7 protein-coding genes are annotated in these 8,319 nt (G+C 71.0%); 5 read left to right on the top strand and 2 right to left on the bottom strand.

Translation table 11 applies throughout. The annotated features are described in order from the left end of the window. The coding region (locus K206_RS39465) for a sulfurtransferase (protein ID WP_020205562.1) at nt 1-823 on the bottom strand (823 nt) is incomplete at its 3' end. 241 nt (nt 824-1,064) lie between these two features. Between K206_RS39465 and K206_RS0127350 the strand changes: the two genes are divergently transcribed. Both K206_RS0127350 and K206_RS0127345 read left to right on the top strand, forming a co-directional pair. After that, nucleotides 1,065-2,516 (top strand): MFS transporter, encoded by a 1,452-nt coding sequence (locus K206_RS0127350; RefSeq protein ID WP_020205561.1) that lies wholly within the window; start codon nt 1,065-1,067, stop codon nt 2,514-2,516. Between the two features lie 29 nt (nt 2,517-2,545). Then, the gene (locus K206_RS0127345; protein ID WP_020205560.1) at nt 2,546-3,064 is read left to right on the top strand and encodes a MarR family winged helix-turn-helix transcriptional regulator; all 519 of its coding nucleotides are present in this window, start codon (nt 2,546-2,548) and stop codon (nt 3,062-3,064) included. Here the strand turns inward: K206_RS0127345 and K206_RS39460 are convergent. Next, the gene (locus K206_RS39460; protein ID WP_020205559.1) at nt 3,061-4,974 is read right to left on the bottom strand and encodes an acyl-CoA synthetase; all 1,914 of its coding nucleotides are present in this window, start codon (nt 4,972-4,974) and stop codon (nt 3,061-3,063) included. The two genes, K206_RS0127345 and K206_RS39460, sit on opposite strands and share 4 nt — an antisense overlap. Nucleotides 4,975-5,173: 199 nt before the next feature. Here K206_RS39460 and K206_RS0127335 point away from each other — a divergent pair, with 199 nt between their 5' ends. The 3 genes from K206_RS0127335 to K206_RS0127325 all read left to right on the top strand — a co-directional run bounded on the left by K206_RS0127335 (nt 5,174) and on the right by K206_RS0127325 (nt 8,269). Continuing rightward, entirely contained in the window at nt 5,174-6,352 is a 1,179-nt protein-coding gene (locus K206_RS0127335) for an acetyl-CoA C-acyltransferase (protein WP_029044153.1), read from the top strand. A gap of 8 nt (nt 6,353-6,360) precedes the next feature. After that, nucleotides 6,361-7,146 carry an enoyl-CoA hydratase/isomerase family protein gene (locus tag K206_RS0127330; protein ID WP_020205557.1) on the top strand — a complete coding sequence of 262 codons (786 nt, stop codon included), beginning with the start codon at nt 6,361-6,363 and terminating at the stop codon, nt 7,144-7,146. A gap of 70 nt (nt 7,147-7,216) precedes the next feature. Then, nucleotides 7,217-8,269, top strand: coding sequence for a tripartite tricarboxylate transporter substrate binding protein (locus K206_RS0127325; protein ID WP_020205556.1), 1,053 nt, complete (start codon nt 7,217-7,219; stop codon nt 8,267-8,269). The last annotated feature ends 50 nt before the right edge of the window (nt 8,270-8,319 follow it).

Here is an 8,319-nt window from a genome sequence, read left to right as displayed (position 1 = left end):
CCGCGCCGGTTTCGGTTGCCGGGGCGGCGGGCGCGGCGCTGTCCACCGGGTACGGGTCCAGGTTGCCCCATTCGTTCCAGGAGGCCGGATAGACCGCCGTGTCCGCGTGGCCGGTAAGCTGCAGCGCCACGAAGGCGCGCGCGGCGCGCCCGCCGCCGCCGCAGTAGACGATGGTCCGTTCGCCGGGCGCGGCGACCGCGCCCAGCGCCGCGGCAAGCTGCGCGCGCGGCGCGAAGCGGCCATCGGCGCCGAGTTCCTGGCGGGTGTCCCAGAAGCGGGCGCCCGGCACGCGGCCATGGCGCCGGGCGTTGCTGCGCAGGCCCGCGTATTCGTCGTGCTCGCGCGCATCGAGCACGCGCGCGCCGCCTTGCGATGCCGCCAGCACTGCCTCTGCGGTGGCGAGATAGGCGGCCTGCGGCTGCGGCACGAAGCGCGTGGCCCGCACCGCCGGCGCGCTGCGTTCGGTTTCGCCATGCCACGTCTTCAGTCCGCCGTCGAGCAGCGCGATGCGCGCCACGCCGGCGTAGGCCAGCGCCCAGGCCGCGCGCGCGGCATTGACCTCGTTCTGCGCGCCGGCCACCACCACGTGGGTATCCGCCGTGATGCCCAGCGCGGACAGGGCCCAGCCCAGCAGCGCATGGAAGCGCGCCAGCGCGGGGCCGTCGGTGCGCTGCAGCGCGAGCAGCGCCGGATCGAGGTGGCGCGCGTGCGGGATGTGTCCTTCCCAGTAGTCGGCCTGCGGGCGGCTGTCGATGACAACCACGCCCGCGGCGCCTGCGTGTTGTGCCAGCCATTCGGCGCTGACGAGTTCGAATGCCGCCATCGGTGTCGCTCCGTGTCTTCTGTGGTGAGGGGCCGGCGCACGAGCGCGCCGGCGGCAGGGAATGGATCGCATCGTATAGGCCGCGTGGCGGCCGACCAACGACTGTTTAATAGTTAGCATATTTACTAATCGCATTTCCATTGCGCGCGCGCAGCGCCGAGAATCGGGGTCCGGCGAGGTCCGCCCGTTTTCGTTTCCTCCCGGTTTTTTCTCCCCGTTGCAGGTTTCCGCTTCCCCGTTCATGCCATCCCCGCACGCTTCCACCAGCCTGGCCGCGCCAGCCACCCCGGCCGCCCCGGCCGCCCCGGCCGACTTCCGCCCGCTGTCCGTGCTGGTGGGCATGGCGTTCTTCATGGAGCAGCTCGACGCCACCATCGTCAGCCCGGCCATCCCCGACATCGCGCATGCGTTCGGCGTCGATCCGCTCAGCCTCAACCTGACCATGACGGTCTATCTGCTGTGCTCGCTGATCTTCATCCCGCTGAGCGGGCTGGCGGCCGCGCGCTACGGCACGCGCACCGTGTTCCAGGCCGCCGTGATGCTGTTCGTGGCCAGCTCGGCGGCGTGCGCGCTGGCGCCGGGCCTGCCGGCGCTGACGCTGGCGCGCGCGCTGCAGGGCAGCGCCGCGGCGATGATGGTGCCGGTCGGGCGCACTGCCATCGTGCACCTGGTCAGCAAGGCGCAACTGGTGGAGGCGCTGGCGTGGATGATCACGCCGGCCATGCTCGGCCCGATGCTGGGGCCGCCGCTGGGCGGCCTGCTGTGCGCGTGGCTGTCGTGGCACTGGGTGTTCCTGATCAACGTGCCGGTCGGGCTGCTGGGGCTGCTGGCCTCGCTGCGCGCGATGCCGCAACTGCGCGAGCGCACCGACGCCGTGTTCCACCTGCGCGAATGGCTGCTGGCCGCCGCCGTGCTGACGCTCGCGGTGGCCGTGCTGGAGCGCGCGCGCCACGCGTTCGACGTGCCGCTGCTGGCCGCGCTGGCGGCACTGCTGGCGCTGCTGGCCTGGCTGCACGTGCGCCAGTTCCGCCGGCTGACGCGGCCCATGCTGGATTTCCGCCTGTTGTCGGTCAGCACGTTTTCCACGGGTTTCTGGGCCGGCGCGCTGGTGCGCGTGGGCTACGGCGCGCTGCCGTTCCTGCTGCCGCTGATGCTGCAGATCGGGCTCGGCTTCAGCGCGCTGCACAGCGGCGTGGTGCTGCTGGCCAGCGGCGTGGTGGCGTTCTTCGCCAAGACCCGCACCACGGCCATGCTGCGGCGCTGGGGCTTTCGCCGCGTGCTGCTCTGGAACGGGCTGCTGTGCGCGCTCGCGCTGGCCGCCTGCGCGCTGTTCGCGCTGCCGGGCTGGAACCTGGTGGCGATCGGCGTGGTGGTCTCGCTGGCCGGCTTTTTCCGCGCCGTGCAGTTCAACGCGCTGACCGCCGTCGCCTACGCCGACCTGCCACCGGCCAGGGTGGCCGCGGCGACCACGCTGAACACGATGGGCTGGCAACTCGCTATCATGCTGGGTATTTCGCTGTCGGCGCTGGCCGTGCAGTGGTCGGCCAGGCTCGCCGGCCGCGCCGCGCCCGCCGGCGCCGACTTCTCGCTCGCGTTCGTGGCGGTGGCGCTGTTCGCCTTCGCCGCGCTGCCGCGCTACCGGGCGCTGCCCCGGCACGCCGGCGAGGAGCTCAGCGGCCACCGGGCCGCGTAACACCCCATTCCACCCACTCTCGCATCCCTATGCCCACCACCGAGGTCGAGCGCCTGTCCCAACTCTATTCCCGCCCCGGCTTCCTGCTGCGGCGCGCGCACCAGATCTCCGTCGCCGTCTTCGAGGACAGCTTCGACGCGCTGGAGCTGACGCCGTCGCAATATGCCGTGCTGATCGCGCTCCACAACATCGAGCGCGCCAGCCAGAACGACGTGGCGCGCGCGCTCGGCGTGAACAAGGTCAGCGTCTCGCAGGTGGTGCAGAGCCTGGAGGAGCGCGGCTGGGTCACGCGCGAGACCTCCGCCGACGACCGCCGCCAGCGCCAGCTCGCGCTCACCGCGAAGGGCCGCAAGGCCCTGGCGCGCTCGATGGCGATGGCCGACGCCGCCTATGACACGCTGATGGCGCCGTTCGACGCGGCCGAGCGGCGCCAGTTCATCGCGCTGCTGCAGCGCGTGGTGAGCGCGCTGGAGCCACGCGCGCGCACGCCGTTCGAGCCGGCCGCCGGCCAGGCGCCGGCGGGCCTCGCCGCCGCGGCGGGCGCCTAGTACCGCGAGGCGAACGTGAGCGCGTGGGCGAACGTGAAGGTCTTGAGCGCGTCGCCGACGAAGCGGCGCACGTGCGCGTGATGGACCGGAGACAGGTCGGTCGACACCAGCCGCACCAGCGTCTCGCCTTGTTCCTCCTCCACGCTCAGCGTCATGTTGTACGCGCCGATCATGCCGCCCAGCGCGTCCATGTAGCCGTCCATCGCGGCGTCCTTGCGCAGTGGCGGCTTGAAGATCTTGCCGACCGAGGTCAGCGGCATCTCGCGGATGATCTTCACGCACTTGGGCACCGCGGCGCGCTCGGGAATGCGCTCGGCGGCGAAGCGCAGCAGCGATTCCGAGTCCACGCGCGCGCCCGGGCGCAGCGTCACGTAGGCCACCGGCATCTCGCCCGTGTAGCGGTCGGGCCGGCCGATGGCCGCGGCGTGCTGCACGTCCGGATGGGCGTACAGCGCCTCCTCGATCATGCGCGGGTCGAGGTTGTGGCCGCCGCGGATGATGATGTCTTTCTGCCGCCCGGTCAGCCAGAGATAGCCGTCGGCGTCGAAGCGGCCGATGTCGCCGGTGTTGTACCAGCCGTCGGGCGTGAATACCGCCGCGGTCTCGGCCGCGTCGAGGTAGCCGGCGATGACGTTGGGGCCGCTGATGTAGACCAGCCCGTACTCGTTGTCCGCGCATAGCGCGCCGGGCGCGGCGCCGCGCTCCATGCGGCGGATCTGCACGCGCTGGTAAGGCATGCGCAAGCCCACCGAGCCGATGCGCTTCTCGCCGAAGCGCGGATTCATCGCGCTGACCGAAGTCCCCTCGGTCAGGCCGTAGCCCTCCATGATGTCCACGCCGCTGAGCGCGGCGAAATCGTGCGCCAGCTGGCGCGACAGCGGCGCGGTGCCGCAGCGCAGGAATTCCAGGCTGGAGATGTCGGCGTCGCCGATCTCCACCTGGGCGAGGCTGACCAGGAAGGTCGGCACCGCGGCGAACGATTGCGCCTTGTACTTGTCGACGATGCGCCAGAAGTTGCGCACCACGCCGGCGTCGCGATAGCCCTTGAGCCCGGTGAGCACGAGGCAGGCGCCCGCCATGTAGAGCACCAGCCCGTTGGCGATGGCGCCGTTGACGTGGAACAGCGGCAGGCCGCACAGCCGCACGTGGCCGGGCGCCATGTGCATCGACAGGGCCTGCGCCCAACTGTTGGCGACCTGGTTGCCGTGGCTGTGCATCGCCAGCTTGGGCGCGCCGGTGGTGCCGCCGGTGTGGAACAGCGCGGCCGTGGTGGCGGCATCCGTCACCGCCGCGAACGACAGCGCATCGGCGGGACAGGCGCGGTAGCCGGCCAGCGCCAGCACCGCGGGGCCGCCGGCGCCTTCTCCGTCATCCCCGGCGCTCTCCGCCACGCCGGCCATGGTGGCCCGCAGCACGTGCGTGAGCCCGCCCGCGCGCAAGGCCTGGCATTTCTCCCAGATGTCGAAATCGGGATGCGGGCCGAACGCGATCAGCACCTTGCAGCCGGCCTCTTCGAGGATGCTGGAGATCTGGCTGGGCTCCAGCATGAAATTGATCGGACACGCCACGCCCACGGTTTCCGCGGCCCACAGGCAGGCATGCGCCTCCGGTGTGTTGGGCATGAGGATGCCGACGCGGTCCGCGCGCCCCACGCCGAGCGCGCTCAGGAAATTGGCGATCTGCGTGATGCGCGCGACGAGCTCGGCGTAGCTCCACGCCATCTCCACGCCAAGGTCGCTGCCATCCGGCAGGTAGCGGATGGCGGGCGCGCCGGGCTGCAGCGCCGCGCGCGCGCGGATCGCTTCGTAGACCGAAACGGGCAGGGCCCGCGCCTCCAGCGGGACCTGCTCGAACGATGCGATGTCGTCCTGGGTTGCGACACGCAGTGTCGCCGTCAGCCACGTTTGCACTTTGCCTCCTTGTTTTCTTGCCCGGCAGCGCGGATGAGCGTCTGCCCTAGTTTTTATAGACGTTCGTCTATTCGATTTATATACGAGTGTCTATTAGTGGGACGAGCCCTGTCATTAAGGGAAAACCCTTAAATTTTTCTGCCTTGCAACGTGCTTTACTGTAAAAGACGAACGATCGTCTACTAACGAAGGAGATGAAGTGACGGATACGGCAGTCATAGTGTCTACCGCGCGCACGCCTATCGGCAGGGCGTTCCGCGGCGCATTCAACGTCACCCACGGCGCCACGCTGGCAGGCCACGCGGTCCGCCATGCGGTGGAGCGGGCGGGCCTGGACGCGGCGGAAATCGAGGAAGTGATCCTCGGCTGCGGCATGCCCGAGGCCTCCACCGGCCTGAACATCGGCCGCCACGCGGCGATGCGCGCCGGCCTGCCGCTGGGCGTGGCGGGCTCGACCGTCTCGCGCGCCTGCTCGTCGGGCCTCAACGCCATCGCCATGGCGGCCGGGCGCATCGTGGTCGACGGCGCGCCGGCGGTGGTGGCCGGCGGCGTGGAGTCGATCAGCCTGGTGCAGCCCGTGCGCGCGCGCACCACGGTGCGCGAAGCGTGGCTGGACGAGCACCTGCCGTCGATCTACATGCCGATGAACGACACCGCGCAGGTGGTGGCGGACCGTTACGGCATCTCGCGCGAGGCGCAGGACGACTACGCGCTGCTCAGCCAGCAGCGCACCGCGGCCGCGCAGCAGGCCGGGCGCTTCGACGGCGAGATCGTGCCGCTGAAGACCCGCAAGCAGGTCGGCGACGTGGGCACGCCCGCCTACGAGGCGGTGGAGCTGCTGCGCGACGAGGGCAACCGCCCGGGCACCACGCGCGAGGCGCTGGCCGCGCTCAAGCCGCTGGCCCCGGGCTGGAGCGTCACGGCGGGCAACGCGAGCCAGTTGTCGGACGGCGCCTCGGCCAGCCTGCTGATGTCCGCGCGCCTGGCCGAGCAGCGCAACATCGAGCCGCTCGGCGCGTTCCGCGGTTTCGCCGTGGCCGGCAACGCGCCCGAGGAGATGGGCATCGCGCCGGTGTTCGCCGTGCCGCGGCTGCTGGCGCGGCACGGGCTGTCGGTCGACGACATCGACCTGTGGGAGCTGAACGAGGCCTACGCCTGCCAGACGCTCTACATCCGCGACCGCCTGGGCATCCCGATGGAGCGGCTGAACGTCAACGGCGGCGCGATCTCCATCGGCCACCCGTTCGGCATGACCGGCGCGCGCCAGGTCGGCCACGTGCTGCTGGAAGGGCGGCGGCGCAAGGCCCGCTACGCGGTTGTCACGATGTGCATTGCCGGCGGCATGGGCGCCGCCGGCCTGTTCGAAATCTATCACTAGGAGACCCCATGAGCGAAAGCCTGCTGATCACCGAGCGCGACGGCGACGTATTCATCATCCAGTTGCACCGTCCGCAGAAATTCAACGCGCTGAGCAACGAGCTGCGCGCCCAGGTGGTGGCCGCGATCGAGAGCATCCGCCATGACCAGTCGGTGCGCGCGGTGATGATCTGGGGCGGCAACGAGGCGTTTGCCGCCGGCGCCGACCTGGAGGAAATGGTCACGCGCACGCCGATGGAGGCGATGCGCCAGATCAACGACGGCCCGGACATCACCGAGGCGCTGGCCTCGCTGCGCCAGCCCACCGTGGTGGCGGTGGCGGGGCTGGCGCTGGGCGGCGGCATGGAGGTGACGATGGCCGCTGACATCCGCATTGCCGCCTCCACCGCGATCTTCGGCCAGCCGGAGATCAACGTCGGCCTGATCCCCGGCGCCGGCGGCACCCAGCGCCTGGCGCGCCTGGTGGGGCTGACCAAGGCCAAGGAAATGATCCTGCTCGGCGACCGCATCGACGCGCACGAGGCGCTGCGCATCGGCCTGGTCAACAAGGTAGTGCCGCCGGAGGACCTGTTCAACGAGGCCAAGAGCTGGGCCAAGCGGCTTGCCGCCAAGCCCATGTTCGCCATGCGCATGGCCAAGCTGGTGATCGACCGCGGCTATGACGCCGAGCTCAACCAGGGCCTGACGATGGAACTGCTGGCGTTCTCGGCCGCGTTCAGCACGCGCGACCAGAAGGAGGGCGCCCAGGCCTTCCTCGAAAAGCGCCAGCCGGTCTTCCGCGGCGAGGCCCAGTAACCAGCAAACGCCGCGGGCGTGCCCCCGGCCGGCAGCCACCGCGCCGCCCGGGCCGGGGAGGAGACAGACAATGACAAGACATAGCGACAACGACAATCGCAACCACCCTGGCAGCCAGGGCGCCGGCCCCGCCGCCAGGCGCGCGCTGCTGCGCGTGCTGGCGCGGACCGCGCTGGCCGGCGCGCTGGCCAGCATGTTCGCGGGCACGGCCGGCGCCGCCGAGCCGTACCCGAACAAACCGATCCGGATCGTCAATCCATGGCCGGCCGGCGGCGGCTCCGACGTCGTCTCGCGCATCGTCGCGGCCAGGCTGCAGGCCCGCCTGGGGCAGGCCGTGATCGTCGACAACGTGGCGGGCGGCAGCAGCATCATCGGCGCGCAGCGCGTCGCCAGCGCGGAGCCGGACGGCTACACGCTGCTGCTCACCAGCAACACCACCATGTCCACCAACCCCTGGCGCGAGGCCAGGACGCCATACGACGCCGCCAGGAGCTTCGTGCCGGTGTCGCAGGTCATCCGCACGCCGCTGGTGCTGATCGTCAACCGCGATTCGCCCTACCGCGACGTGCCCGCGCTGGTGGCCGACGCGCGCGCCAAGCGCGGCGCGCTGGCCTATGCGTCGTTCGGCAACGGCACCACCGGGCATATCTCCGGCGAGCTGTTCAAGCTGGAGACCCGCACCGACATGGTCCACGTGCCGTACAAGGGCAGCGCGCCGGCGATCCAGGACCTGATCGGCGGGCAGGTGCCGGTTCTGTTCGATACCGGCGCCACGGCGCTCACGCAGGTCAGGGCCGGGCGGGCGCGCGGCCTTGCCGTGATGCAGCCGGAACGCTCGGCGCTGGCCAGGGACATCCCCTCCATCAAGGAGTTCGGCTACAAGGACATCGACATCACGGTGTGGTTCGGCCTGTTCGCCCCGGCGGGCACGCCGGCCGCCATCGTCCAGCGGCTGTCGCGCGAGGTGCAGGAGATCGTCAGGGAGCCGGAGGTGGTGGAGAAGTTCAGGAGCATCAACGTCGAGCCGGCCGGATCGTCGCCGGAAGCGTTCGCCGACTTCCTGCGCAAGGACCGCGCCGAGATGGGCAAGGTCATCAGGACGGCGGGGATCCGGCTCGACTGAGGGCCCGGCCCGGGGCGGCCAGCCCGGCCCCGCCGCGGCGGGGCCGGGGG

The organism is Cupriavidus sp. WS, from assembly GCF_000395345.1.
Classification (GTDB): domain Bacteria; phylum Pseudomonadota; class Gammaproteobacteria; order Burkholderiales; family Burkholderiaceae; genus Cupriavidus; species Cupriavidus basilensis_B.
This window is presented reverse-complemented; position numbering and strand designations above follow the sequence as displayed.